The organism is Paractinoplanes tereljensis, from assembly GCF_016862435.1.
Classification (GTDB): Bacteria; Actinomycetota; Actinomycetes; order Mycobacteriales; family Micromonosporaceae; genus Actinoplanes; species Actinoplanes tereljensis.
The window spans coordinates 358073-383490 of record NZ_BOMY01000022.1; the positions used below are offsets into that span (position 1 = coordinate 358073).

A 25418-nucleotide genomic window follows, 5' to 3' on the forward strand; every position below is an offset into this window, starting at 1 on the left:
CGCACCTATCGGACGGCCCCGACGCTTAGCGTGAGGGGATGGGGATCGAGGAGGTCCGGACGGCCGGGGAACTCGCCGGCCGGCTGACCGGGCAACTGCGCCGGATCATGCCGCCCGGGGCGCGGCGGGAGCGCCTGGTGGACGCGCTGGACTCGACGTTCGCCGGGGACCGGGCACCGGCCGACGCGGCCGTCTGCAAGGCGATCGAGGCGGTCGCCCGGCAGCACTCCCGGCACCTCGAACTGCACCTGGAGCCGAGCGGCATCCGGGTGGGCGGCTCGTCGGACGACGAGATGCCCGGCTGGCCGCCGCCCGACCCGGTCGCGATCGCCCACCGGTCCGGCGGCGTCGGCGCGGTGCGGCACCTCGACCACGGGGACTGCCTGATCACGCTGAACTCGCTGGAAGCGCTCGGCTCGGCCCGCCCCTACCTGGACGCCGCCGCCGTGCTGGCCCGCGCCGCCGACCGGGTGATCCTGGACCTGCGCGCGAACCACGGCGGCGACCCGGCCACCGCCGCCGCCGTGGCCGGCTGGCTGCTCGGCGAGAAGTCCCAGCAGCTGTCGGTGGTCCTGTACCCCGGGTACCGCCGCCAGTGGTGGACTCCCGAGCTGGCCTGCGGCACCGCCTTCGCCGGCGAGGTGACCGTGCTGATCAGCAGACACACCTACTCGACGGCCGAGGCGCTCGCCTACCACCTGGCCGTCCGCAACCGGGCCACCCTGATCGGCGAGACCACCCGGGGTGCCGCCGACCATGTCATCCCCGTACGGCTGGGGAAGGAGGTCCTTGCTCTTCTGCCGGAGGCCGAGGTGCGGGACGCCGAGACCGGAAGCAACTGGGAGGGCGTCGGCGTGGTCCCGCACATCCCCTACCCCGCCGAGAACGCCCTGCACCGGGCCCTGACCGACCTGCAGCCGGCCTAGCTGCTGCGGCGGAGAATGCGCGGCTCGCCCGGCACCGGGGACACACTTCTCGGCGAGATCGACGGCCGGGCCCGCTTCGGCTGGATCTTCCCGCAGCCGTCCCGGGCCCGGGACGCGAAGGCATCGCGACCCACCACCTTGAGCTTGCCCTTCGAGGTGTTGGTCAGGACCTGGTCCGCCCCGAGCGCGGCCAGGTCGTCGACGGTGAAGTGGACGAAGATCGCGTGGCGGAAACTGAGGCCGCTCAGCGAGTAGCGCTCACCGGCCTCCAGACTGGTCAGCTCCTCCTCGTCGATCTCCCAGGGCGCGGCCGGGCGATCGAACAACGGCAGCTCGACCGCCGTGCCCGGCACGGCGTCCGAGGTGATGAACCCCCAGCTCGGAGCGGGCGGCCGGGACCGCAGGTCGTGCGGATCGGGGTAGTCGCGGGAGACGCTGACGGTGGCGAACTCCTCGCAGGGCAGGAAGAGGACGACCGGCTTGCCGTCGCGCATGGCCATCCCCGCGATCGGCTCGGCCGCCGGGCTGCACGCACTGAGCAGCCCCGCGACCGGCACCAGGACCATGATCAAACGGAACAGACGCATGATCACACCCTGTTCCACAGTGGTCACCCGGCCGCTGCGGAAGGGACACGATCAGGTCCCGATGACTCCGTACTTCCGGCACAGCTCCTGATAGTTGCCGGCGCACAGCGGACCCGCCTCGACGAAGCCGTCCGCCACCACATCCTTGACCTCGGTCGCGGTGATCGGCAGCGGTACCAGGCCGTTGAACGGGATCTCCCGGTTGGACTCCGGGTCGTTGATCGTCGCGCTGACCGGCGGCTTCTGCCCGCGCAGCAGCTGAACCGCGATGTTGGCGGCGGTCTGGGCCTCGAGCTTGATGCGCTTGTAGACGGTCATGCACTGATCGCCGGTCAGCACGTTGCGCAGCCCCTCGACGGTCGCGTTCTGCCCGGTCACCGGAACCTTGCCGTTGCGGCCCAGCCCGCGCAGAACCCCGATGGCGGCGGCCGCGATGCCGTCGTCGGCGGCCAGCACCCCGTCGATCCGCGGCTGCTGCCCGATCATCTGGGTGAAGATGTCCTTGGCCTGGGCCGGCGCCCAGCCCGGAACGTACTGCGACGGGCCCTTGGTGTACTCCGCGTCGGCGTACCTGGACTCCAGCACGATGTCGTGCCCCGCCGTCAGCTGCGCGGCGTTGTAATCGGACGGCGCCCCGTTGAGCTCCGCGACCAGTGGATTGGCCGACTTGGTTCCCAGGCATTTGATCATCGCGTAGCCCTGCATCCGGCCGATCTCGGCCGAGTCGAACCCGACGACGTAGTCGGCACTCCCGCCGACGGTGAGCCGGTCATAGTCGATGACCGTCACCTTCGCCTCGCGAGCACTGGCGATGAGGGCTTTCCCGGCGGCGGAGTCCGGGCTGGTGATGATCAGCACCTTGACGCCCTGCTTTATCAGGGCCTCGCCGACATCCCGGAATTCCGACCCGTCCACCGCCACATGCCGAACCTCAGCAGAAACGCCGGCGTTCCGGAATGCGTCACGAAAATACCCCGGGTCCTGATTCTTCCAGCGCGGCGAACTGGTCACATCGGTCAGCACCACACCCACGCCGACACCGGATCCACCTGCGCTTTTAGAGTCATCCGCAGCGCTGCAGCCAGCGAGAAGAGTGACTGCCAGAGCCCCAGCAATGGCAAGCCGAACTTTTCCGAAAGAGGGTGTCCAAATATGGATCATCATCGCTGCCGAACAGTAATTACTCAACCTCGATGTGTCAACACAGCCCCACCAAGGACGTAAAAGAAGCCAAAGTGGTCAATAATCCTAGCCGCCCTAACTTCCCAGCACGAGTCTCCTCACCCACAAGTGCTTCCGTTAACGCGGCCGATATCAAGATAGTTTCCTATTTATAGATCAACAAATAATAAATGCACCCCAAGTACCAAATCCCAAACCCCCAGCCCACCGCTCCCCCGCACCAGGCCCAAGCGCCAGCCCGGCCCGACCCACGCGCCTGTCCCACGGCACGGAAGCCGAAAGCGCGGGCCTACGGCACGAGGCCGAAGGCGCGGGCCCCAACCGCAGGGCCGAAGGCGGGGCGCGGGGCCGGAGCGCGGGCCTGGCAGGCCAGGGCCGGGCCCGCCAGGGCAGGCCGAGCCGGGCAGGCAGGCCGGGCAGGCCGGGCAGGCCGGGCAGGCCGGGCAGGCCGGGCAGGCCGGGCAGGCCGGGCAGGTCTTCGCCCCGCCGCGGAGGGTGTTCTCCGGATCCGGCACGGCGGGCACGCCGCCCCTCTCCCCCGGCTCCAACGCCTTCGCACTGCTTCCAGATCTTGTCGATCTGCGGCGAAACGGTAGGTACGAATTCGACAAGATCGGCCAAGTCAGGCCATCGCGCGGTCGATATAACCGTTATTTCAGCCTTTTCCGCGCGGCGCAGCCCACGAGGTGCTGGCCTCGCCCGAAATGCGGTGCCGAGTCCGCATTGCGGGAAGCAAGGCGAACAACGGCCCCATTGGGCAACCGCGCGTGTCGCTCTATAAAGGGTCAAACGCGCATATCGGCAGGCAGAGCGAAGCCGAAGCCGCCGGCCGGACAGGGCTCCGCCGCGACGGTTGCCGCTTTCCGCGCGCACTCCGACCCGGGCACGACTCCAGGTAGGTCGGGCTCGTCAGGCCGGCGTCGCACCGGGGCCGCGGCGCACGTCGCCCCAGGCGGCTGCCGTCGGGCGTGCCCCTCGCGCGGCTGCCTCCGGACATGCGGCCTCAGCCAGCCGCGTCCGGACATCCGGCCCTAGCGGGCGCCTCCGGACACGCGGCCGAGACGGACGCCTCCGGACACGCGGCCCAGGCGGGCGCCTCCGGGCGTGCGCCCCGGGGACGCTGCCGCCGGGCGTGGGGTCAATCTCGCGGCGGTCGAACGATCACGACGTGGGGATCAGGGGGCCTGGTAGACCTTTACCCAGTCGATGTCCATGACGACCTTGTCGGGGGTCTGGGCGTTGCGGCAACCCATGTACTCGTCGCAGCCCTGGTCCAGCTGGATGCCCAGGTGCATGACCGTCTCGGTGGGCAGGCCGGTCTTGAGCATGTCGGGGGTTACGTTCCAGACCTTCTTGCCGTCCATGTAGTACGTGACCCGGTCGGGCAGCCAGTCGACGGCGGCGGTGTGCCACTCGGTGAAGTCGCCCTTGACCCACTCGTGGCCGATCTGGTTGTTGTCCGAGCCGTGGTGGATGTACGTGCCGTACTGCTGGCGGGTCGGGTCGCCCATCTCCATGAAGTCGATCTCGCCGTACGTCGGCCAGTCCTCGTTGTTCTTGGGCCACAGCAGGATGACCGGGCCGTAACCGGCACCCGCGTCCACCCGCCAGCGGACCTCCCACCGGCCGTACTTGAGGTTCTTGTTGTAGCTCACCCCGGCGCCGACGTCCTTGCCCAGCTTCGAGTTCACGCTGCCGGTCAGGTGCATCATCCCGCCGGAGACCGTGACCTGGTCCTCGCTGCGGGGCGGATCGCTGTTCGGCGCGTCGTACTTACCCCAGGTGCTCGACAGCGCGCCGTCGAAGTTCTCCACCGCGACCGGGTTGCCCCAGCCGGCCGGGTTGGACGCCGTGGCGCTCTCGGTGTCGCCGCCGGTGGCGCCGGCGGCCGGCGACTTCGACGTGGGCGCGCTGGTGGTGTAGATAGCGGCCCCGAGTTTCTGCAACATCGGGCCCGCGTCGGCCCCGGCACCGACGCCGAGGCCGGTGGAGGCGGACGGTGACGGCGACTGGCTGCCGGTGACAGCGACGGACGCGCCAGGGTCGGGCAGGGCGGAACTGTCCGCCGTTTCCGATCCGCACGCCGCCACGGCACACGCAAGAACAAGACCCGCGCCGGTCGCGACGACCCTTTTAAGCAAAACCCCTCCAGGCGTACGACGATCGGCCACAAGCTGGCGCGACCGTTGGCGTCCAGGCACGTCAAGCCATCCTTCAGGGGGAATGGCGGAGTGCGCGACGGAGGAATGGCCTGGGATTCTGACCCTCCGGCCGAGGTCGATCTCGAATTCCCGACCTACGGCTTGTAGTTTTTGGGCATTTTGTAGATTTTGACCCAGTCAATGTCCATGACCACTTTGTCGGGGGTCGCGTCATTACGGCAGGGAATGAACTTGCGACAGCCCTGATCGAGCTGGATCGCCAGGTTCATCACCGATTCGTCGGGAAGTCCGGACTTCAGATCGCTCGGCACGGCGTTGAAGACCTGCTTGCCGTCCAGGTAATAGGTGATCCGGTCGGGCAGCCAGTCTGCCGAGATGGTGTGGAACTTGGTGAAGTCGCCCTGGTAGCTGTCGATGCCCACGGTCTCGTTGTCCTTGCCGTGGTGCACGTAGCCGCTGGCGGTCTGCCGGGTCGGGTTGTTGATCTCGATGAAGTCGATCTCGCCGGCCTCGGGCCAGTCGTCGTTGTTCTTGGGCCACATCAAAATCGCCACCGCGTAGCCGGCCCCGGCATCCACCCGGAAGCGGATCTCGAAATGCCCGTACTTGTAGTCCTTGAGGTACATCACGCCGGCGCCGAGGTCGGTGCCGTAATTCGGGTCGACGCCTCCGGTGAGGTGCAGCAGGCCGTCGGAGACCGAGATGTGGTTACGGCTGCGGGGCGACTTCTTGGCGTCCGGAGTGTGGTAGCGGGCCCAGCGGCTGGAGAGCGGCCCGTTGAAGTTCTCCTCCATGATCGGGTCGCCCCACTTCACGGTCTTCACCGGTTTCGCGGTGCTGGCCGGACTCTTCGCCCCCGAGGCGGTGACGCCACTGGGGGTGACGAAGGTGGGCTCGGCCGCGTCGGTGGCCGCGTCCGGACCGCACGCCGCGAGCGCGCCGACGAGAGCGAGGCCCGCACCGATGGCGGCTAACCGCTTGAGCAAAACCCCTCCAGGCAGACGAACACCGGCCGGCAGGCGGCGCGATCGAGTGACCGCGCACATCTTGCCATCTTTGGAGTGAACGCCGGGAACCGCGAGGGTTGATCAGCTTCAAGATTGCGGCCATTCGGCCTACTTCCGACAAACAGCCTGACCAGGGCACACAATAGGCAACTCAGTGATCACGCAGAGGCGTGGTTCGATTCGTCGGAAGTCAAGTCACCGAACGCGGGAACGACCGGGATGCCGGGCGCCGGGTGGCCGCCGGGAGTCTCGCCGCGGGCCACCGCGCCGGGGGCGGTGCTGCGGTCGATGCCGGCCGCGGCGTACGCGTCGTCCTCGTCCAGGGTCTCGCTCTCCAGCAGCTTGTGGGCCAGCTGGTTGAGCTGGGGCCGGTGCTGCTGCAGCAGGCGCAGGGCGTCGGCGTAGCACTCGTCGACGATCTTGCGGACCTCGGCATCGACCAGCTCCTTGGTCGCCGGGGCGACACCGTCGAGGCCGAGCGGTGATTCCTGCCCGGGCGGCGGCAGCACGGTGACCGGGCCGATCGCCTCGGACATGCCCCACCGGCCGACCATCTGGCGGGCGATGTTGCTGACCTGGTCGAGGTCGGACTCGGCTCCGGTGGTCATGTCGCCGTAGACGACCTCCTCGGCGGCCCGGCCGCCGAGCGCGCCGATGATGCGGCCGCGCAGGTACTTCGCCGAGTAGCCGTAGCGGTCGGCCGACGGGCTCTGGAACGTGACGCCGAGGGCCTGGCCGCGCGGGATGATCGAGATCTTGCGGACCGGGTCGGCGCCGGGGGTGAGCATGCCGAGCAGGGCGTGCCCCGACTCGTGGAACGCGGTGCGCTCCTTCTCCTCGGTGGTGAGCATGATGCCCCGGACCGTGCCCAGCATGATCTTTTCCAGGGCGTCGGTAAAGTCGGGCGTCTGCACCTGGTCGTGGCCACGCCGGGCGGCGAGCAGGGCCGCCTCGTTGACCAGGTTTTTCAGGTCGGCGCCGACCATGCCGGGGGTGGACGAGGCGAGGGCGTCGAGGTCGACGCCCTCGGCGACCGGGACACCCCGGGTGTGCACGGCCAGGATGGCGCGCCGGCCGGCCAGGTCGGGTGGGCTGACGGTGACCCGGCGGTCGAACCGGCCGGGCCGCAGCAGCGCCGAGTCGAGGATCTCGGCGCGGTTGGTGGCGGCCAGCACCACGACACCCTCGCTGCCGGTGAAGCCGTCCATCTCGGTGAGGATCTGGTTGAGCGTCTGCTCGCGCTCGTCGTTGCCGCCGAGCGACTGGGAGCCGCCGCGGGCCCGGCCGATCGCGTCGAGCTCGTCGATGAAGATGATCGACGGGGCGACCTTCTTGGCCTGGTCGAACAGGTCGCGGACCCGGGAGGCGCCGACGCCCACGATCATCTCGATGAACTCGGAGGCCGAGATCGAGAAGAACGGCACCTGGGCCTCGCCGGCGACCGCGCGGGCCAGCAGCGTCTTGCCGGTGCCGGGCGGGCCGGACAGCAGCACGCCGTGCGGGATCTGGGCGCCGAGCTTGCGGTATTTCTCGGGCTCGCGCAGGAAGTCGACGATCTCGGTGACCTCCTGCTCGACCTCCTCGATGCCGGCCACGTCGGCGAACGTGGTGCGCGGGCCGGACTCGGGCTGGTAGAGCTTGGCCCGGGAGCGGCCGAAGCCACCGAGGCCACCGCCCCCGCCGCCCAGACCGGCCGCGGCCCGCCGGCTGAACCAGACGAGCAGGCCGACCAGAAGCAGGGTGGGGCCGAAGCCGACCAGGATCTGCTGCCACACCGGCGCCGACTTGTCGGGTGAGTTGGCATTGACCGGGACGTTGGTGGCCTGCAGCTTCGCGAACAGGTCATCGTCGGCGAAAGACGGACGCTGGGTGGTGAACCGGTCGACGTCTTCGGCCTTGGTCTCGCCGGACGGCGTGTAGGACGCCTTCTTGGTGAACTCGCCCTCGATGGTGTCGCCGGTCGAGGTGATCTCCTTGACGTTGGCCGACTGCACCTGGGTCAGGAAGAACGTGTACGACACCGAGGTGCGCTCGGGCGGCGACAGCAGGAACGACGAGATGATCCAGTTGATCGCCAGCAGCACCACCAGCATCCAGCCGAAACGCATCCACGCGGGCCTGGGCTTCTTGGGGCCGTCGGGCTCGGTGGCGGGTGGCGCTCCCTCGACCCGCCAGGGGTGGCGGGCGGGCGGTTTCGGCGCATCGGCGGGCATGAGCAAAACGTACCGCTCGGATGTGACAGGAATACACGTGCGTAAGCAAGATCTCCGGGCACCCCACCACCGTTGGGGGCACCCGGAGATCCGATCAGGTTGTCGCTACTTCACGACGGTGCAGGTCTTGAGACCCTCGGCGTTCAGGTTCGGCTTGGCGGCGTTGCGGCCGATCGCCGTCTCGATCCGGTTGATCGTCGAGTTCCGCTTGTCGGCCAGCGGGCCGAGGATCGCGTTCTGCACGAAGTTGATGCCGCCCTGCCCGACCGTGCTCTCCAGGCGCTTCTGCGACTCGGCGATCTGGGTGTCGAGCAGGTCGAGGTTGCGCTGCACCTCGGCGGCGGCCTGAGCCGGGATCGCCACGTTGATGTTCACGGCCGGGCAGCTGATCTTGCCAGCCGACGCGGCGACGGCCGCGGCGTCCTGGACCTGGACCCCGGTGCCCTGTGCGGCACCGGCGCTGTTGCTGACCGTGCAGGTCTTGAGACCCTCGGCGTTCAGGTTCGGCTTGGTGGACTGGCGGCCGATCGCGGTCTCGATCCGGTTGATCGTGGCGAACCGCTTGTCCGCCAGCGGGCCGAGGATCGCGTTCTGCACGAAGTTGATGCCACCCTGCCCGACCGAGCCCTCGAGCCGCTTCTGCGCCTCGGTGATCTGGGTGTTGAGCAGTTCGAGGTTGCGCTGCACCTCGGCGGCGGCCGACGCCGGCACCGCGACGTTCACGTTGACCTGCGGGCAGCTGATGTTGCCGACGCCGGCGGCCGCGTTGCCCGAGCCGGCGGCGGCACCGTTGCCGGCGGCCGCGGTGGACGGCACCGCGGTGGGCTGCGCGGCGGACGTGCCGCCGTTCTGGTTCAGCGTGCAGGTCTTGAGGCCCTCGGCGTTCAGGTCCGGCTTCGCGGCGTTACGCCCGATCGCCGTTTCCATCCGGTTGATGGTGGCGAATCGCTTGTCGGCCAGCGGGCCGAGGATCGCGTTCTGGATGAACTGGGGGCCACCCTGGCCGACGGTGTTCTTCAGCCGGGTGTTGGCCTCGTTGATCTGGGTGTTGAGCAGTTGGAGGTTGCTCTGCACCTCGGCCTGCGCCTGAGCCGGTACCGCAACGCCGATCTTGACGGCGGGACAGTTGACCGTCGGGACCGCCTCGGCGGCGGAGGCGACGCCGAGACCGACGCCCACGATGGCGAGCGCAACCCCGGCCACGGCACCGATCTGCCAGCGGCGCGCGTTACTGGTGGGTTTCTTGTACGACCGGGACCTGTACATTGGATCCTGCGCCTTCCGGTAAGCCTGACCAATTCGCTTCGGCTGGCTATACGGGAGCGCTCCCACGGGCGGATCAACGCTTAAGAATTATTTTATCTGCGCAGGTTGTTACCGGTTTACTTGACATCCCCCAAGATCGCGTCCAACCAGGGGTTTCGGAAGGTTCCGGTCGGGTCGTAACGGCGTACAAGATCTTGAAAATCGCCGAACCGCTCGTAATCCGCGGCCAGCACCGCCGCCGGGGTGGTGAAGACCTTGCCCCAGTGCGGGCGCGGGTGCAGCGGCGCCAGCCGCTCCTCGATCTCGGCCACCACCGGCAGCACCGCGTCGGTGTCGGCGATCCAGGTGAAGTGCAGCGCCACGCTGGCCCGGTGGTAATTCGGGCTCAGCCACAGCTCGTCGGCCGCGACCGCGCGGATCTCACACACCTGCAGCACCGCGGCGACCCGCTCGCGGATCGAGGCGACCGCGTCGATCGCGGCCAGCGCGTCGGTGGCCGCCACGTGCCACTCCGACTGCAGCTCGGCACCGGCGCTCGGGGTGAACTCCATCCGGAAGTGCGGCAGCCGGGTGTGCCAGGCGCCCGGCTCGCCGGACTGGTCGGTGCTGTTGGCCGGCGGCATGCCGGGCACCGGGTGCCGCGGACCGTCCGCCCGGCGTGCGCCGTACCAGTCGCCCTCCAGCAGTGAGGCGCGCTTCAGCCAGCCCATGTTGGCGTCGAGCCCGGTCCAGTCGGTGAACAGGCTGACGCTGTAGCCGTCGGCCAGCATCTCGGCCAGGCTGCTCTCGATCGAGGCGCGCGGCACCGCGTCGTACACGTATTGCCGCAGTTCGAAGGCCTCGACCACGTCGAGAGTCAGCGCCGTGACGATGCCCGGCGCGCCCAGCCCGACGACCGCACCCAGCAGGTCGGGGTCGTCGCGGGTCAGGGTGACCGACCGGCCGGTGCCGTCGATCAGTTCGAGCGAGGAGACCGCGGTGGCCAGGTTGGCGTTGCGCACCCCGGAGCCGTGGGTGGCGGTGGCGACCGCGCCGGCCACCGAGATGTGCGGCAGCGACGCCATGTTCCGCAGGGCCAGGCCCTCCTCGGACAGCCGGACCGCAAGTTCGCCGTAGCGGATGCCGCCGTCGACCCGGACCGACCGGCGGTCGGCCGAGATCTCCACGATTCGCGGCAGATCGGCCAGCGAGATCAGATCGCCGTCGGTGTCGGCCATCCGGTTGAAGGAGTGCCCGCTGCCCAGAACGCGCAACGGTCCACCCGCCACGACCAGATCCCGGACCTGTTCGACATGGTGCGGCCGGTGCAACTGCCTTGCACCGAAGACGATGTTGCCGGCCCAGTTGGTTACGCGCTCGCTCATCGCCCCAGCTTAGGACGTTGGCAAAAGATCTTGGATAGCGCGCGGGACAACCGATTCTGTCCCGCGAGGTGATCTGACTTGAGGTATCGACTTCCGGCCGCAACCGCAGCGGTCATCGCCGCGGCAACGCTCGGCGTATCCGTAACCGCAACGCCGGTCTTCGCGGCGGCCACGAGCACGACTCCGTCCCAGCTGATCGTCGGTCTGCGCTCGGCGTCGACCGCGGCCGCGACCGTCCGGAAGCTCGACGCCGACCCGGACGTCAAGGTGCTGTCCAGCGACGCGTCGGCCGAGCTCTCCGCCGTGACCGTGGCCGTGCCGGCCGCGGACCGGGCGGACGCGGTGGCCACGCTCAAGGCCGACCCGAACGTCGCCTACGTGGAGACGAACGCGGTCGCTTCGGCGGACGACGTCACGCCGGACGACGCCTTCTACGCGCGGCAGTGGGGTCTGGCGACCAGCAAGACGCCGGCCGCCTGGGACGTCACCACCGGCGACGCCGTGGTGGTAGCCGTGGTCGACACCGGGGTCAACGAGGTCAGTGAGATCGCCGGCCGGGTGCTGCCCGGCTACGACTTCGTCAACGACGACAGCGACCCGAGCGACGACGCCGGGCACGGTACGGCGGTGGCCACCGTGGCCGCGGCGGCCGGCAACAACGGTGCCGCCATGGTCGGCGTCTGCTGGCAGTGCCGGATCCTGCCGGTCAAGGTGCTGGGCGCGGACGGCACGGGCACCTACGACAACATCGCGAAGGGCATCACGTACGCCGTCGACAACGGCGCCGACGTGATCAACCTGTCGCTCGGCGGTGCGGAGAGCAGCCAACTGCTCGACTCGGCCGTCCAGTACGCCTACGCGCACAACGTCGTCGTGGTCGCCTCGGCCGGTAACGACAGCAAGACCACCCGCACCTACCCGGCCGCCAGCATCCCGGCGATCGCGGTGGCCGGCTCGACCCAGGGCGACGGCCGGTACTCCTGGTCGAACTACAACGCGACGGCCGACCAGTGGGTCGACCTGGCCGCGCCGGGCAGCAACATCGCCCAGTCGGCAAGCGGTGGCAACTTCACCATGTTCGAGGGCACCAGTTCGGCCGCCCCGCTCGTCGCGGGCGCCGCCGGTCTGGTGCTGTCGGCCAAGCCGGACGCCACCGCCGACCAGGTCCGCGACGCGCTGGAGAACTCCGGCGACAGCATCGGCACCTGGGTCGCCAAGGGCCGTCTCAACGTCGGCCGGGCCGTCCAGCAGATCACCGCGAGCCCGGCGCTCAGCATCTCGGAGATCGCCACGTCGCCGGTCTCCCCGGCCCGCGGCAAGGTCACCGTGACCCCGACGGTCGCCTCCACCGCCGGCGGCATCAAGACGGTGAAGATGACCGTGACCCAGCCGAACGGCAAGACGATCGCGACCACCGCCACCAAGGCGCCGTTCTCGATGGTCTACAACAGCACCGGGATCACCGGCGCGGTGGCCATCTCGATCACCGCCACCGACACCGCCGGCAACAGCACCACCGCCGGCACCGTGCTGAACGTGGACAACACCGCCCCCTCGGCGGCGCTCACCCTCTCCTCGTTCGTCACCGGCCCCACCGCGGTGACCCTGGCCAACCCGTCCGACGACATCGCGGAGATGGACGTCTACGTCAAGAACGTCCTGGTCGGTACGGTCACCTCCGCGCCGTGGACGTACGACTGGGACACCAGCGGGCTGGCCGGCACCATCCCGGTCAAGGTCTCGGTGACCGATCTGGCCGGCAACAGCAGCACCACCACGAAGAACGTGGGCGTCGACAACGCCGGACCGAAGCTGGCCTGGGGCGGCCCGACCGTCGCGACCAAGTCGGCGTTGCGCGGTACGGTCGAGGTCAAGGCCACCGCCACCGACACCGCCGGGGTCGCCTCGGTCGAGGTGCTCGACGCCGCCGGCAACGTGCTCGGCGCCGACACCACGACGCCGTACGTCATCCCGGTCGACGGCAGCTCGTTCAGCGGGGACACCACGCTGACCCTGCGCGCCACCGACAAGCTCGGCCAGATCACCACGGTGGACAAGACGGTGCTGTTCGACAACACCGCCCCGGTCGTCGGCGACATCGCCGCGAGCGCGGCCCGCGGCAACCTCGTCCTCACCCCGGACGTCACCGACGACACCGGCCTGCGCAGCGTGAAGATGGCGCTGACCCTGCCGAGCGGCAAGACCGTCACGATCAGCAGCCCCACCACGGCGCCGTACGCGGCCAAGTGGGGCAGCGCCGGCATCACCGGCACCGTGTCGGCGGCGATCACCGCGACCGACTGGGCCGGCAACGTCACCACGGCGACCAGCACGTTCGTGGTCGACAACACGGCGCCGTCGGCGGCCTGGACGCTGCCGAGCGCGTACGCCAACGGCATCGTGCCGATCGCGCTGACCACCGCGTCGGACGACACCGCGACGATGGACGTTCTGGTCAAGGGCAAGTCGATCGCCCAGCTCACCTCGGCCCCGTGGTCGATCGACTGGGACACGACCGGTCTGTCCGGCGCCTTCGCGGTGGCGGTCAAGACGACCGACGCGGCCGGCAACACGACGACCGTCAACAAGACGATCAACGTGGACTACGCCGGCCCGAAGGTGACGGTCTTCACCGTCAAGTTCCCGGCCGCGGCCGCCACCCAGATCCGGACGAGCGTCACCGACCCGGCCGGCGTCGAGTCGCTGGAACTGCTCGACGCCGCCGGGCAGAGCCTGGCGACCAGCACCACCAGCCCCTACACGCTGACCGTCGACACCTCGGCGATGAGCAAGGGCGCCGCCACCTGGACGCTGAAGGCGACCGACAAGCTCGGCAACGTCAGCACCACCACCAAGGTGGTCACGGTTTCCTGAAGTGCTTCTCCACATATTGATTGACCAGTGACAGGTTGGAGCGGGCCGATTCCTCGGCCCGCTCTTCCCATGCGAAGACACAGACCGTGGCGATGCCGTCGAACCCGACCTCGGCCAAGGTCGCGAAGAACAGGTCCCAGTCGACCTCGCCCTGCCCGATGTCGAGGTGCTGGTGGACCCGGGCGGTCGAGCCGGGCGGATTCACGATGTACCGCAGGCCGGACGACCCGCGATGGTCGAACGAATCGGCCAGGTGCAGCTGGGTCAGCAGCGGGCCGGCGTGCTTCAGCACGGCGGCGAGGTCGCCGCCCTGGTGGAAGGTGTGCGGCGCGCAGTACAGGAACGAGACGTTCGGCGAGTTGATGCCGCGGACCAGGTTGACGCCCGCGATGCCGTCCTCGACGAAGTCGTCCGGGTGCGGTTCGAGAACCAGCCGTACGCCCTCCCGCTCGAAGATCGGCAGCAGCTCCTCCATCGAACGCCAGAACTGCGCCTCGCTCTCGCCGGGTTGCGACGGGCGGCCGTTGAACTCGGAGTTCATCACGTCCACGCCGAGGTCCACGGTGATCTCGATGGCTCGCTTCCAATAGCGCACGGCCGCCTGCCGGGCGTCCTCGTCCGGCCCCGACCAGCGATAGAGCGGCAGCACCGAGGAGACCGAGACGCCGGCGGTGGCCAGGGCCCGCTTGAACGCGGCCACGCCGGCGTCGTCGATCCGCGGATGCAGGAAGAACGGCAGGAAGTCGTCCCGCGGCGACATCTCGATGTACTGATAGCCGAGGTCGGCCACCACCCCGGGCAGCGAGAGCAGCGGCACTGTCCGGAGCATGTAGGGGTCCAGGGCGATCTTCACGCGGAGACCCCCAAGTACAGCTTCGGCTGCTCGGCCAGGGTGACCTCGACCCGCTCGCCGGTGCGCAGCGCGGCCACGCCCGCGTCGGAGACGACCGCGGCGGCATAACCGTCCCAGGCGGTGGGGCCGAGCGGCCGGCCACCGAGGGCCAGCGCGTGCACCCATTCCTGGAGCTCCACGTCGTACGCCTGCAGGAAGCGCTCCCGCCAGTCCGCCGGAACCGGCGTGACCAGCTGTTTCGCCGTCCGGATCTCCAGCGGTGAGAGGGAGCCCAGCGCCGCCGTCCCGTCCTCCCCCACGATCTCGCCGCGGATGTCGTACCCGTAGCGGATGTTGACCGAGAGCTCGACGTCGACGATCACCCCGCTGGCCATCTCCAGGATCAGCAGGAGCGGGTCCTGCAGATCGCCGCCGTTGCGGCTCTTGCGGGGAACGAGGACCCGGGCCGCCGCGATCTCCTCGCCGAACATCCAGCGCACCATGTCGATCTCGTGCACCGCCGTGTCGGTGATCGCCATCTCCTTCTGGTAGAACGGCGGCACGCTGGCGTTGCGGTGGGCGCAGTGCATCATCAGCGGCGAGCCGATCTCCCCCGACTCGAGGGTCAGCTTGAGCTGCCGGTAGGCGAAGTCGAACCGCCGCATGTAACCGACCTGGACCAGCCGGCTGCCGTACGCCACCTCGGCCTCGACGATCCGCAGGCAGGCGTCCTGGGTGGTGGCCAGGGGTTTCTCGCAGAACACCGGCTTGCCGGCGGCGATCGCGGCCAGCACGTACTGCTCGTGGGTGGGCCCCCACGAGCAGACCAGCACCGCGTCCACGTTCGGGTCGGCGACCACGTCCTCGCCGGTGGCGTGGACGGTGGCCCCGATCCGGCCGCCGACGTCGGCGGCGACCGCCGAGTCGACGTCGCTGACCGCGGTCACCGCCACCCCGGACAGCACCGTGGTCATCCGCCGGATGTGGTCCTGACCGATCATGCCGGTGCCGATCACACCAACGTTGAGCATGGAAACCTCACTTCCGGCCGAGTTCGTGGGACAGCTCGGCCAACTCGTCGCCGCCGGCCATCTGGGTGGTCAGCTCGTCCAGGCTGACCTCCTTGCGGGTCTTGTCGAGGGTGGTCTCGCCGAGCTTCAAGATCACGAAGTGGTCCCCGACCATGTAGGCGTGGTGCGGGTTGTGGGTGATGAAGACGACCCCGAGGCCGGCCGCGCGGGCCGCGGCCACGTACTTGAGCACCACCCCGGACTGCTTGACGCCGAGCGCGGCGGTCGGCTCGTCGAGGATGAGCACCCGGGCGCCGAAGTAGACGGCACGGGCGATGGCGACGCACTGCCGTTGACCGCCGGAGAGCGTACCGATGGGCTGGTTGATGTCTTTGACGACGATGCCCATCTTGCGCAGTTCGGTGTCGGCGATCTCCCGCATCTGCCGGACCTTGAGCCCGGCCAGCGGGAACTTCCCGGCGGTGAGTTCGGAGCCGAGGAAGAAGTTGCGCCAGACCTCCATGAGCGACACCACCGCGAGGTCCTGGTACACGGTGGCGATGCCGTGCCCGAGGGCCTCGCGCGGGCTGCTGAACGTCTCCGGCTTGCCGTCGACGCGCAGCGTGCCCTCGTTGTGCGGGTGCAGCCCGGACATGATTTTGATCAGCGTCGACTTGCCGGCCCCGTTGTCGCCGAGCACGCAGGTGACCTCGCCCGCGTTGACCCGCAGGTTGATGCCGCGCAGCGCCCGGATCGCGCCGTACGACTTGCCGACCTCCTCCATCTCGATGAGCGGCTCGCCCCGATGAAGGCCCTGATCCGCATGGGAGGCAAGGGTGTCGGTCATGGCTCAGCCCACCTTCCGCATCGTGGACATCCGCTTCACATACAAATTCACGAGTACGGCGAGCAGCAGCATCACGCCGAGGAACGCCTTGAACCAGTTCGGGTCCCAGCCGGCGTAGATGATGCCGAGGCTGGTCATGCCGAAGATGAACGCGCCGATCGCGACGCCGATCGAGTTGCCGAAACCGCCGGTCAGCAGGGTGCCGCCGACCACCGCGGCGATGATGTAGAGGAACTCGTTGCCGACGCCGCCGCCGGCCTGCAGCGTGTTGAACCGGTACAGCTGGTGCATCCCGACGAACCACCCCAGGAACGACACCGTCATGAAGAGCCCGATCTTGGTACGCAGGACGGGCACCCCGACGGCTCGCGCGCTGTCCGGGTTGCCGCCGACCGCGAAGATCCAGTTACCGACCCGGGTGCGTTGCAGGGCCCAGGTGGCCAGGGCCACGAACAGGATCCACCAGATCACCGAGGTCCAGACCGTCACCGAGCCGACCTTGAAGCTCGACGAGAAGACCTTCCCCAGCGAGTCGTAACCGTCGATGTTGCTGACGTCGAGGCTGGAGACGGTCTTGGTGACCAGCTTGGTGACGCCCAGGTTGGCGCCCTGCAGCACGAAGAACGTGCCCAGCGTGATCAGGAAGCTGGGGATCCCGGTGCGCATCACCAGATAGCCGTTCAGGAACCCGATCAGCAGGCAGAACGCCAGTGACAGGAACGCGCCGATCCACAGGTTCACCCCGAAGTACCAGCAGAACATCGAGTTGAACAGGCCGGCCGTGTAGACGATGACGCCGGCCGACAGGTCGAACTCGCCGCCGATCATCAGCAGGCCGACCCCGCAGGCGACGATGCCGATCACCGACGACTGGTAGAGCACGGTGAAGAACGACTCGGCCGACCGGAACGACGGCGCGAGCGACAGGAAGAAGATGAAGATGATCACGGCGGCGACCAGGGCGCCGATCTCGGGCCGGGCCAGCAGGCGGTTGGAGAGTCCCAGTTTGACCCGGCCGGCCGCCGGCGCGGGCGCTTCAATCGTCGAAGTCATGACGTCACCGCGTGTTGTTCTTGGTGAAGGGGATGATCTTGTCGATGTTGTCCTTGTCCACGAAGGACGGACCGGTCAGCACGGCCTTGCCGCCACCGATGTCGTTGCCGTTCTTGATGTTCAGGTACAGCGACGTGACGGCCATGTAGCCCTGGACGTACGGCTGCTGGTCGATCGAGAAGACGATCTTGCCGTCCTTGATGTCCTGGGCCGCCTCCTGGTTGAGGTCGAAGGTGACCACCTTGGCCGAGCTGCCGGCCTGCTCGATCGCCTTGAGCGCGTCGATCGCCTGCGGGGCGCCGAGCGTCACGATGTAGTCGATCGTCTTGTCCTGCGCCAGCTTGGCCTGCAGCGTCGACGTCACGGCCGCGTCGTCGGCCCCGTTGACCTGGATGTTCTCGGTGCCCGGAGCCGAACTCAGCACGCCCTTGCAGCGCGCCTCGAGGGCGACCGACCCGGTCTGCTGGATCACGCACAGCGGGTGCTTGCCGCCGGCTTCGGCGATCCGCTTGCCGGCGGCGGTTCCGGCCAGTGTCTCGTCCGAGCCGAAGTACATCAGTGCGCCGAGCCGCTGGTAGTCGTCGATGCCGGAGTTGAAGCCGACCACCGGGATGCCGGCGTCGGTGGCCGCCTTCACCGAGCCGGCCAGGGCGTCCGGGGTGACCAGGGTGGTGGCGATGCCGTTGACCTTGGAGTCGACCGCGTTCTGGATGAGCACGGCCTGCTTGGGTGCCTCCGGGTCGTTGGAGTACTTGATGGTGACCCCGGTGTCCTTGGCCGCCTGCTGGGCACCGTTCTTGACCTTGTCCCAGAAGGTGTCGCCGGGCGTCTCGTGGGTGATGAACGCGATCGTGTAACCGGTACTGCCGGCGGCGTTGCCACCCGCGGTGTCGGTGTCGTCGGTCTTCTCGCGGCCGCCGCCGCTGCAGGCCGCGGCCGCGAGGGCGGTGACGGACAGGGCGGCGGCGAACCGGAGGGTACGGCTAAGCCGGATCATCGGGTGTCTCCTCATGTTGGACGGTGCCGGCCCGGGAGTGGAGGCCGACGGAGTTGAGGTAGGTACGAGTCCGCTGCGCGATCGGCAGCGGCACGTCGAAGGCGATCGGGTACATGTCCTGCTCGACCACGACGAACAGTTCGGCGTCGAGTTCGCTCAGCGCGTCCATCACGGCCGGCACGTCCGGGCTGCCGGAGGGCGGCTCGACGCTGGCACCCATGGCCACGGCCTGGCCGAACGCCAGGTCCTCGGCAGCGGCGCGAGCGGCGATCGCCGGGTCCATCTGCTTGATGTGCACGTAGCCCACCCGTTCCGGGTACTTCCGGATCAGCCCGGGGACGTCGGCGTTGCGGTACGCGAGGTGCCCGGTGTCCAGGCACAGCGAGACGAACCGGGGGTCGGTCTCGGCCAGGAAGCGCTCGGTCTGCTCCTGGGTCTCCACCTGGTAGTCGGCGTGCGGGTGGAAGCGCATATGTACGCCGTACTCCTCGAGCAGGATCCGGCCGAGGGTGTTGCTGTTGTCGGTCAGCGTCTTCCACTGGTCGGCGTCCAGGCCGGCCGGCTCGCGGTAGGCGCCGGTGACGTCGTCGCGATAGCCGGGCACCGGCACGAAGACGACGTTCTTCCCGCCGACCGCGGCGGTCAGCTCGGCGACCTTACGGGTGGCCTCGACGACCGCGCCGAAGTCCTTGTGCGGGCCGCCGGCCCCGGCGACGGTGCCACCGGCCACCGACAACCCGCGGGACTCCAGCTCATCGCGCAGCCGGGAGGGGTCGGTCGGCAGATATCCGTACGGGCCGAGCTCCAGCCAGTGGTAACCGGAGGCGACCATCTCGTCGAGGAACCGCTGCCAGGGGGTCTGCCGGGGGTCGTCGGCGAACCACACACCCCACGAGTCGGGGCAGGAACCTAATTGCAGGTGACGAATCTCCATGAGGAACCCTTTGTCAGCTAGCTGTCGGGAAGTGCAGGGAGGCGCCGGACGCGTGGTCCACGTGCGGCCACCGCGAGGTCACGACCTTGCCGCGGGTGTAGAACGAGACCCCTTCGGGACCGTGGATGTGCTTGTCGCCGAAGAGCGAGTCCTTCCATCCGCCGAAGGAGTAGTAGGCCATCGGCACCGGGATGGGGACGTTGATGCCGATCATCCCGACGCGTACGCCCCGCTGGAACCGGCGGGCGGCCTCGCCGCTGCTGGTGAAGATCGCGGTGCCGTTGCCGTACGGGTTGCTGTTGAGCAGGTCGATCGCGCTGTCCACGTCGTCGGCCCGCACGGTGGACAGCACCGGCCCGAAGATCTCCTCGGTGTAGACGTCCATCGACGGCTGCACCTGGTCGATGACGGTCGGCCCGACGAAGAAGCCGTTCTCGTGGTCTTTCACGGCCAGACCGCGCCCGTCGACGAGCAGCTTCGCGCCCTGCTTCTCGCCGGTGCCGATCAGCGACTCGATGCGTTCCTTGGCGGCCGCGGTGATGACCGGCCCCATCTCCGAGCGGGGATCGCGGCCCGGGCCCACCTTGATCTCGGCGGCCTTGCGGGACACCAGGTCCATCAGGGTGTCCCCGGCGCTGCCGACCGCGACCGCCGCCGAGATCGCCATGCACCGCTCCCCGGCCGACCCGAACGCCGCCGCGACCAGGTGCTGGGCGGCGAAGTCGAGGTCGGCGTCGGGCAGGATGATGGCGTGGTTCTTGGCTCCGCCGAGGGCCTGCACCCGTTTGCCGGCCGCGGTGCCCTCCTGGTGGATGTACCGGGCGATCGGGGTCGAGCCGACGAACGAGACGGCCGCGACGTCCGGGTGCTGCAGGAGGCCGTCGACCGCCTCCTTGTCGCCGTGCAGGACGTTGAAGACCCCGTCCGGAAGCCCGGCCTCGCGCCACAGCCCGGCCACGTAGTTGGACGCCGACGGGTCCCGCTCGCTGGGCTTGAGCACGAACGTGTTGCCGCAGGCGATGGCGACCGGGTGCATCCACATCGGCACCATGGCCGGGAAGTTGAACGGGGTGATCCCGGCGCACACGCCGAGCGGTTCGCGGAAGCTGAACACGTCCACCCCGGTGGACGCCTGGTCGGTGAAGGAACCCTTGAGCAGTTCCGGGATGCCGCAGGCGAACTCGATCACCTCGAGGCCGCGCTGCACCTCGCCGGCCGCGTCCGAGAGCACCTTGCCGTGCTCGTCCGACACCAGTTCGGCGATCTCGCCGACCCGGGCGTTGACCAGCTCGCGGAAGTTGAACAGGATCTTCGTGCGCTTGCTGAGCGAGGCCTGGCTCCAGCTCTCGAAGGCCTGCCTGGCCGCGGAAACCGCCGCGTCGACGTCGTTCCTGGTGGCCAGAACCACCTCGTGCTGCTGCTCGCCGGTGGCCGGGTTGAAGACCGGTCCCCGGCGACTGCCGGACCCGGCGGTGAACGATCCGCCGATCCAGTGCTCGATCGTTGACATCGGATTCCTTAGAGGTAGATCCGCTGGCCGCGCTTGGCGGTGTCGTAAACCCCGCGCGCCGCCTGCGTAGTCGACAGGTCGGAAATTTCCGGAACTGGCACGTCCCACCACGACTCCGAGGACGGCACCGGCGAGAGCGGGTCGGTCTCGATGTGCACGACCGTGAGCCGCTCCGCCTCGCGCGCCTTCTTGAGGCCGTCGCGCAGGTCGGCGATCGTGCGGCAGCGGATGACGTTGGCGCCGAGGCTCTCCGCGTTGGCCGCGAGATCCACCGGCAGCAGGCCGCCGTCGTAGTCCTGGTCGGCGCCGCGATAGCGGTAGCTGGTGCCGAACCGCTGCGAGCCGAGCGACTCCGACAGCGCGCCGATCGAGGCGAACCCGTGGTTCTGCACCAGGACCACGATCAGCTTGATGCCCTCGGAAATCGCGGTCACGATCTCCTGCGACATCATCAGGTAGGAGCCGTCGCCGACCAGCGCGTACACCTCGCGGCTGGGGTCGGCCATCTTGATGCCGAGCGCACCGGCGATCTCGAAACCCATGCAGGAGAAGCCGTACTCGACGTGGTACTGCTTCGGATCCCGGGCCCGCCACAGCAGCTGCAGATCGCCCGGCATGCTGCCGGCCGCCTGCACCACCACATCGCGTGCTGCGCACGCTTCGTTGACCACCCCGATCACCTCGGCCTGAGCGGGCAGCGGTCCATGCCCCATGCGGTACGCGGCGTCCACCGTCACCTGCCACTCGGCGACGCCGACCCGGTAACCGGTCGGGAACCTCTTGCCATCCAGCGCGGAGAGCAGCTCGGACAGACCGTTCCGGGCGTCCGCGACGATCGGGTGCGCGGACTGCTTGGCCGCGTCGAACCCGGCCACGTTGATGTTGATGAACTGCACGTCCGGGTTGGCGAACGCGGTCCGGGAGGCGGTGGTGAAGTCGCTGTAGCGAGTGCCCACCCCGATGATCACGTCGGCGTCCCGGGCCAGCCGGTTGGCGACCGGGGTGCCGGTCGAGCCGACGCCGCCCACCGAGTTGGGGTGGTCCCAACTGAGCGCGCCCTTGCCGGCCTGGGTGTCGGCGACCGGGATGCCGGTCTCCCGGGCGAACTGATCCAGCTCGCCCGACGCCTCGCTGTAGATGACTCCCCCACCGGCGATCAGCAGCGGCCGCTGGGCGTTCCGCAGCACCTCGGCCGCGCGTTCCACCGCGGCCGGTTCGCCCAGCGGACGAGCCACGTGCCAGACCCGCTTGGCGAACAGTGCGTCCGGGAAGTCGTACGCCTCGGCCTGCACGTCCTGGGGAAGGCAGAGGGTGACCGCGCCGGTCTCCACCGGGTCGGTCAGCACCCGCATCGCGGCCAGCAGCGCCGACGGCAGCTGCTCGGGCCGCCAGATCCGGTCGAAGAACCGGGACAGCGGCCGGAACGCGTCGTTGACGCTCACGTCGTAGGACCGCGGGTCCTCCAACTCCTGCAACACCGGCGAGGCGGCCCTGGTGGCAAAAACATCGGAAGGCAGCAGGAGTACGGGCAACCGGTTGACGGTCGCCAGGGCCGCCCCGGTGAGCATGTTGGTCGAGCCCGGCCCGATGGACGCGGTGCAGGCCATCGTGGACAGCCGGTTCTTCATCCGGGCGAAGCCGGCCGCCGCGTGCACCATCGCCTGCTCGTTGCGGGCCAGGTGATAGGGCAGGCCGGCCTCCCCGGTGCGCTGCGCCTGCAGCAAGGCCTGGCCGATGCCGGCGACGTTGCCGTGGCCGAAGATGCCGAAGCACCCGGCGATCGTGCGCTGTTCCACTCCGTCGCGCTCGGTCCACTGGTTGGCCAGGAACCGGACGACGGCCTGGCCGACGGTGAGTTTCACGAGCGAGTCCTTTCCTTGTCGGAGGTCAGCGGGAGGCGCGGGTCGACCGGGACGCCGGCCCAGGAGCCGCGCACCCAGCCGTGCGCCGGGTCGTCGCGCACCAGCCACTCCCGGGTGCCCGGCCCGGCCATCACGTTCAGGTAGTAGAGGTCGTAACCGGGGGCGGCCATCGACGGCCCGTGCCAGCCGTACGGGATCAGCACCACGTCGCCGGAGCGCACCTCGGAGCAGACGTCGATCGGGCGGTCCGGGTGGCCGTACACCCGCTGGAAGCCGCACCCGGCACCGCCCGCCGGCGAGGGCGCCACCTCGAAGTAGTAGATCTCCTCCAGGTTGGACTCCCCCTCGCCGACCTCGTCGTGCTTGTGCGGCGGGTAGGACGACCAGTTGCCGCCCGGGGTGAGCACCTCGCAGGCGATCAGCCGGTCGGCCTCGAAGCTCTCCGGCGTGCAGAAGTTGTTGACCTGCCGGCTGGCCTGCCCGGCGCCGCGCAGCTCGACCGGCACGTCCTCGGCCGGCCCGTAGCGGAACGGCAGCCGGTTCTCGGCCCGCGCCGACGGCAGCGCGAACCGCCCGCCGTTGGGCGCCCGCACGGTCACCGCCGAGTCCCGCGGCACGTACGCGAAGTCGGTGACCCGGGAGAACACCGACCGCCGCCCGGTCAGCGTGACCCGCTCGTCGTCGCAGGTGACGTCGCAACCCCCGGACAGCGGCAGCACGAGCATCTCGTCGTGCCCGGTGTAGAACCGCGCCCGCGCCCCGATCGGCAGATCGAGCACCCGCAGCCCGCTGTACCGCCACCCGGCGTTCTCCGGCGACACCACCGTCTCGAACGGCTTGTCGGCGGTGCTCCCCCGCCGCATCAGCGGGTTGACCCTGGCCCGCAGTGTCATAACAGCCCCACCGCCCGGTCCACCGCGTCGGCGACGCCGCCCGTCGCGGGATAGAGCAGCGAGCGCCCGATGACCAGGCCCTGCACGGTCGGCTGGCTGAGCGCCTTGGCCCACTGGGCATACGCCCCGGAGGCGTCGTCGGACACCTCGCCGCCGAGGATCAGCGCCGGCAGCGTGGTCGCCGCCATCACCCGTTCCATGTCCGGCACCACCGGCACCTTCAGCCAGGTGTAGGCGGACGTGTTGCCCAGCCCGGCGGCCACCGTCATCGCCCGGATCATCGCCTCGGGGGTCAGGTCGTTGCGCACCCGCCCGTCCACCCGGTGCGAGATGAACGGCTCCACCATCGCCATCCGCCGGTGCGCGGCCAGGTCGGTCACCGCGTTGCCGCAGGCCTCCAGGGTGGCCACCGTGCCGGCATCGTCCGGGTCGATACGCAGCAGCATCTTGCCGCCCTCGAGCCCGGCGGCCGCGATGCTGCCGGCGTCGTAGGCGGTGAACCGGTCGTCCATCTCGAACGTCGTCCCGGCCAGCCCGCCCCGGTTCATCGACCCGATCACGACCTTGTCGTCGAGCGCGCCGAGCAGCAGTAGATCTTCGAGGATGTCCGGGGTGCCGAGCACTCCGTTGACGCCGGGCCGGCCGAGCGCGGTGCGCAGCCGGTCGAGCAGATCGACCCGGTTGGCCATGGCGAGCGGGTCGGCCCCGGCCCGCAGCGCCCCTCGGGCCGGGTGGTCGGCCGCGATGATCATCATCTTCCCGTGCGTCCCGAACAGGCTCACCGGCCGCCGCCGCGCCGCCGACGCCTCGGCAATCGCATCCGGCCGCGTCGTGCGCACCGCGAGAAGATCAGCGAACTCAGGCACTGCGGACCTCCTCGCCGAGCAGGGTGCGGACCTCGGCCTCGGTGGGCATGGCGTCGGCGCAGGACAGTCGCGAGGCGACGATGGCTCCGGCGGCGTTGGCGAAGCGCATCGTCGCCCCGAGTTCCCAGCCGGCCAGCAGGCCGTGGCACAGCGCACCGCCGAACGCGTCGCCGGCGCCGAGGCCGTTGACCACGTCGACCGGGACCGGCGGAACCTCCACCCGCTCGCCGTTCTTCCGCGAGGCGAGCACGCCCTTGGGGCCCTGTTTGATGACGGCCAGCTCGACCCCGGCGGCGTGCAGCGCGTCGGCCGCCTCGGCCGGGGTGCGCACGCCGACGGCGGTGTCGGCCTCGTCGAGGTTGCCGACCGCGACGGTCGCGTAGGGCAGGGCCTCCGCGTACCACCGGCGGGCCGTCTCCCGGGACTCCCAGAACATCGGCCGGTAGTCCAGGTCGAAGACCGTGGTGCCGGCCCGGTCCCGGGCGCGCAGCGCGGCCAGCGTGGCCGAGCGCGACGGCTCCTGGGACAGGCCGGTCCCGGTGATCCAGAAGATGCCGGCCGCCCGGATCGCGTCAAGGTCCAGTTCGGACTCGTTGATCTCCAGGTCGGGGGCCTTCGGGAAACGGTAGAAGTAGAGCGGGAAGTCGTCCGGCGGGAAGATCTCGCAGAACGTCACCGGGGTCGGCAGCGTCGCGACCGGCGTGACGAAACGATCGTCCACTCCGAAGCCGTGCAGCGCGTCGTGCAGGAACTCGCCGAACGGGTCGGCGCCGGTGCGAGTGATCAACGCCGTGCGCCGGCCGTACCGGGCGGCCGCGACGGCCACGTTGGACGCACTGCCGCCGAGGAACTTCGCGAAGGTGCGCACCTCGCGCAGGGAGACCCCGATCTGTTGTGGGTACAGGTCGACGCCGATGCGTCCCATCGTCAGTACCTCGTCGGCGGGCATGCGAGTCCCTTCGCTGATTCCCGGCGAATGCTCAGAATTTGGGCACGACGAAGCGTGCCGAGTGCCGTGCTCGTTACGGCGCGA

General features: G+C 69.4%; 20 protein-coding genes. 2 read left to right on the forward strand and 18 right to left on the reverse strand.

Annotated features, from left to right (window positions below):
- The first annotated feature begins 38 nt into the window (after positions 1 to 38).
- Positions 39 to 926: a S41 family peptidase gene (locus Ate02nite_RS16815; RefSeq protein ID WP_203806410.1), complete on the forward strand. Its 888-nt coding sequence runs from the start codon at positions 39 to 41 to the stop codon at positions 924 to 926.
- Here the strand turns inward: Ate02nite_RS16815 and Ate02nite_RS16820 are convergent.
- The 7 genes from Ate02nite_RS16820 to Ate02nite_RS16850 form a co-directional block, all read right to left on the reverse strand.
- Complete coding sequence (locus Ate02nite_RS16820; RefSeq protein ID WP_203806411.1) at positions 923 to 1513, reverse strand: hypothetical protein; 591 nt, start codon at positions 1511 to 1513, stop codon at positions 923 to 925. The genes Ate02nite_RS16815 and Ate02nite_RS16820 overlap by 4 nt on opposite strands.
- A gap of 51 nt (positions 1514 to 1564) precedes the next feature.
- The gene (locus Ate02nite_RS16825; protein ID WP_307873282.1) at positions 1565 to 2677 is read right to left on the reverse strand and encodes a sugar ABC transporter substrate-binding protein; all 1113 of its coding nucleotides are present in this window, start codon (positions 2675 to 2677) and stop codon (positions 1565 to 1567) included.
- Between the two features lie 1193 nt (positions 2678 to 3870).
- Positions 3871 to 4644 carry a glycoside hydrolase family 16 protein gene (locus tag Ate02nite_RS16830; protein WP_203806415.1) on the reverse strand — a complete coding sequence of 258 codons (774 nt, stop codon included), beginning with the start codon at positions 4642 to 4644 and terminating at the stop codon, positions 3871 to 3873.
- A gap of 347 nt (positions 4645 to 4991) precedes the next feature.
- Positions 4992 to 5843, reverse strand: coding sequence for a glycoside hydrolase family 16 protein (locus tag Ate02nite_RS16835; RefSeq protein WP_203806417.1), 852 nt, complete (start codon positions 5841 to 5843; stop codon positions 4992 to 4994).
- A gap of 179 nt (positions 5844 to 6022) precedes the next feature.
- On the reverse strand, positions 6023 to 8077 hold the full coding sequence (gene ftsH, locus Ate02nite_RS16840) for an ATP-dependent zinc metalloprotease FtsH (protein ID WP_239147465.1): 2055 nt from the start codon (positions 8075 to 8077) through the stop codon (positions 6023 to 6025).
- Between the two features lie 105 nt (positions 8078 to 8182).
- Positions 8183 to 9343 carry a hypothetical protein gene (locus Ate02nite_RS16845; RefSeq protein WP_203806419.1) on the reverse strand — a complete coding sequence of 387 codons (1161 nt, stop codon included), beginning with the start codon at positions 9341 to 9343 and terminating at the stop codon, positions 8183 to 8185.
- Between the two features lie 116 nt (positions 9344 to 9459).
- On the reverse strand, positions 9460 to 10707 hold the full coding sequence (locus Ate02nite_RS16850; protein WP_203806421.1) for an FAD-binding protein: 1248 nt from the start codon (positions 10705 to 10707) through the stop codon (positions 9460 to 9462).
- 78 nt (positions 10708 to 10785) lie between these two features.
- On the opposite strand from Ate02nite_RS16850, the gene Ate02nite_RS16855 reads away from it, so the two are divergent.
- The gene (locus Ate02nite_RS16855) at positions 10786 to 13581 is read left to right on the forward strand and encodes a S8 family serine peptidase (protein ID WP_203806423.1); all 2796 of its coding nucleotides are present in this window, start codon (positions 10786 to 10788) and stop codon (positions 13579 to 13581) included.
- Here the strand turns inward: Ate02nite_RS16855 and Ate02nite_RS16860 are convergent.
- The 11 genes from Ate02nite_RS16860 to iolC are packed head-to-tail and all read right to left on the reverse strand — an operon-like array spanning position 13568 to position 25334.
- Positions 13568 to 14434, reverse strand: a complete 867-nt coding sequence (locus Ate02nite_RS16860) for a sugar phosphate isomerase/epimerase family protein (RefSeq protein ID WP_203806425.1) — start codon at positions 14432 to 14434, stop codon at positions 13568 to 13570. The genes Ate02nite_RS16855 and Ate02nite_RS16860 overlap by 14 nt on opposite strands.
- Entirely contained in the window at positions 14431 to 15444 is a 1014-nt protein-coding gene (locus Ate02nite_RS16865) for a Gfo/Idh/MocA family protein (RefSeq protein WP_203806427.1), read from the reverse strand. The genes Ate02nite_RS16860 and Ate02nite_RS16865 overlap by 4 nt, the downstream gene beginning before the upstream one ends.
- A 7-nt stretch (positions 15445 to 15451) precedes the next feature.
- The gene (locus Ate02nite_RS16870; RefSeq protein ID WP_203806429.1) at positions 15452 to 16270 is read right to left on the reverse strand and encodes an ATP-binding cassette domain-containing protein; all 819 of its coding nucleotides are present in this window, start codon (positions 16268 to 16270) and stop codon (positions 15452 to 15454) included.
- A 3-nt stretch (positions 16271 to 16273) separates the two neighbouring features.
- On the reverse strand, positions 16274 to 17323 hold the full coding sequence (locus Ate02nite_RS16875) for an ABC transporter permease (RefSeq protein WP_203806431.1): 1050 nt from the start codon (positions 17321 to 17323) through the stop codon (positions 16274 to 16276).
- A gap of 4 nt (positions 17324 to 17327) precedes the next feature.
- Positions 17328 to 18320: a sugar ABC transporter substrate-binding protein gene (locus Ate02nite_RS16880; protein ID WP_203806433.1), complete on the reverse strand. Its 993-nt coding sequence runs from the start codon at positions 18318 to 18320 to the stop codon at positions 17328 to 17330.
- On the reverse strand, positions 18307 to 19254 hold the full coding sequence (locus Ate02nite_RS16885; protein ID WP_203806435.1) for a TIM barrel protein: 948 nt from the start codon (positions 19252 to 19254) through the stop codon (positions 18307 to 18309). Before Ate02nite_RS16885 ends, Ate02nite_RS16880 begins: the two co-directional genes overlap by 14 nt.
- 13 nt (positions 19255 to 19267) lie before the next feature.
- Positions 19268 to 20764 (reverse strand): CoA-acylating methylmalonate-semialdehyde dehydrogenase, encoded by a 1497-nt coding sequence (locus Ate02nite_RS16890; RefSeq protein ID WP_203806437.1) that lies wholly within the window; start codon positions 20762 to 20764, stop codon positions 19268 to 19270.
- Positions 20765 to 20772: 8 nt separating this feature from the next.
- Positions 20773 to 22626 (reverse strand): 3D-(3,5/4)-trihydroxycyclohexane-1,2-dione acylhydrolase (decyclizing), encoded by a 1854-nt coding sequence (gene iolD, locus Ate02nite_RS16895; RefSeq protein ID WP_203806439.1) that lies wholly within the window; start codon positions 22624 to 22626, stop codon positions 20773 to 20775.
- Positions 22623 to 23519, reverse strand: a complete 897-nt coding sequence (gene iolB, locus Ate02nite_RS16900; RefSeq protein ID WP_203806441.1) for a 5-deoxy-glucuronate isomerase — start codon at positions 23517 to 23519, stop codon at positions 22623 to 22625. Before iolB ends, iolD begins: the two co-directional genes overlap by 4 nt.
- Positions 23516 to 24385, reverse strand: a complete 870-nt coding sequence (locus tag Ate02nite_RS16905) for a Cgl0159 family (beta/alpha)8-fold protein (protein ID WP_203806443.1) — start codon at positions 24383 to 24385, stop codon at positions 23516 to 23518. The genes iolB and Ate02nite_RS16905 overlap by 4 nt, the downstream gene beginning before the upstream one ends.
- Positions 24378 to 25334, reverse strand: a complete 957-nt coding sequence (iolC, locus tag Ate02nite_RS16910; RefSeq protein WP_203806445.1) for a 5-dehydro-2-deoxygluconokinase — start codon at positions 25332 to 25334, stop codon at positions 24378 to 24380. The genes Ate02nite_RS16905 and iolC overlap by 8 nt, the downstream gene beginning before the upstream one ends.
- Positions 25335 to 25418: the final 84 nt, after the last annotated feature.

Coding starts and splice junctions, on each gene's coding strand:
- Ate02nite_RS16815 (WP_203806410.1), top strand. CDS start 39: ATGGGGATCGAGGAGGTCCGGACGGCCGGGGAACTCGCCGGCCGGCTG.
- Ate02nite_RS16820 (WP_203806411.1), bottom strand. CDS start 1,513: ATGCGTCTGTTCCGTTTGATCATGGTCCTGGTGCCGGTCGCGGGGCTG.
- Ate02nite_RS16825 (WP_307873282.1), bottom strand. CDS start 2,677: ATGATGATCCATATTTGGACACCCTCTTTCGGAAAAGTTCGGCTTGCC.
- Ate02nite_RS16830 (WP_203806415.1), bottom strand. CDS start 4,644: ATGTTGCAGAAACTCGGGGCCGCTATCTACACCACCAGCGCGCCCACG.
- ftsH (WP_239147465.1), bottom strand. CDS start 8,077: ATGCCCGCCGATGCGCCGAAACCGCCCGCCCGCCACCCCTGGCGGGTC.
- Ate02nite_RS16845 (WP_203806419.1), bottom strand. CDS start 9,343: ATGTACAGGTCCCGGTCGTACAAGAAACCCACCAGTAACGCGCGCCGC.
- Ate02nite_RS16850 (WP_203806421.1), bottom strand. CDS start 10,707: ATGAGCGAGCGCGTAACCAACTGGGCCGGCAACATCGTCTTCGGTGCA.
- Ate02nite_RS16865 (WP_203806427.1), bottom strand. CDS start 15,444: ATGCTCAACGTTGGTGTGATCGGCACCGGCATGATCGGTCAGGACCAC.
- Ate02nite_RS16870 (WP_203806429.1), bottom strand. CDS start 16,270: ATGACCGACACCCTTGCCTCCCATGCGGATCAGGGCCTTCATCGGGGC.
- Ate02nite_RS16875 (WP_203806431.1), bottom strand. CDS start 17,323: ATGACTTCGACGATTGAAGCGCCCGCGCCGGCGGCCGGCCGGGTCAAA.
- Ate02nite_RS16880 (WP_203806433.1), bottom strand. CDS start 18,320: ATGATCCGGCTTAGCCGTACCCTCCGGTTCGCCGCCGCCCTGTCCGTC.
- Ate02nite_RS16885 (WP_203806435.1), bottom strand. CDS start 19,254: ATGGAGATTCGTCACCTGCAATTAGGTTCCTGCCCCGACTCGTGGGGT.
- Ate02nite_RS16890 (WP_203806437.1), bottom strand. CDS start 20,764: ATGTCAACGATCGAGCACTGGATCGGCGGATCGTTCACCGCCGGGTCC.
- iolB (WP_203806441.1), bottom strand. CDS start 23,519: ATGACACTGCGGGCCAGGGTCAACCCGCTGATGCGGCGGGGGAGCACC.
- iolC (WP_203806445.1), bottom strand. CDS start 25,334: ATGCCCGCCGACGAGGTACTGACGATGGGACGCATCGGCGTCGACCTG.